Below are 527 nucleotides of genomic sequence, written 5' to 3'. Positions count from 1 at the left end.
AAGTTTAAAAAGTCTAACACTCAATAACAGCACTGGAGCACATTTACCTGAAGGGTTAGGCAACTTGCCTTTATTAGAGCATTTACATCTAAGGCATTGTAAAAACCTTTTTAAGTTACCTGCATCAATGGGTAATCTTAGATTATTATGGGGTCTCGACCTAACAGGTTGTTCAAGGCTTACAGGATTACCATCTTCTCTTACTCAAGTACCCATTGGGATATTAAAGCTTAGCGAATGTAATAACTTACGCTCTGTTCCAAAAGGGTTAAATGTCGGAAGTATCTTGGCTAGAGATGTAACATGGAAAAGTATGCCAGTAGGTATTTTTGATAGTGATGCAAATAGTCTAAATGTAATCAATCATCAAATCACAGACATAACAGGTATAGGGAAAATGACTAATCTCAAAGAGCTAGACCTCACCAATGGAAAAATTAAACGTATCCCACCGGGTATCAGTAAATGTACCAAACTAAGGTTATTACTACTTGAAGGAAATGAAATAGAAAGTACTTTCGGTGTTG

At 36.2% G+C, this 527-nt stretch carries 1 protein-coding gene; it reads left to right on the top strand.

Features of this window, described 5'->3' with window-relative positions; all coding sequences use genetic code 11:
- Positions 1-527: leucine-rich repeat domain-containing protein (locus HHU12_RS34825; RefSeq protein ID WP_205960117.1), on the top strand; the 527-nt coding region annotated here is incomplete at both ends.

The organism is Flammeovirga aprica JL-4 (assembly GCF_012844305.1).
GTDB classification, from domain to species: domain Bacteria; phylum Bacteroidota; class Bacteroidia; order Cytophagales; family Flammeovirgaceae; genus Flammeovirga; species Flammeovirga aprica.
This window is presented reverse-complemented; position numbering and strand designations above follow the sequence as displayed.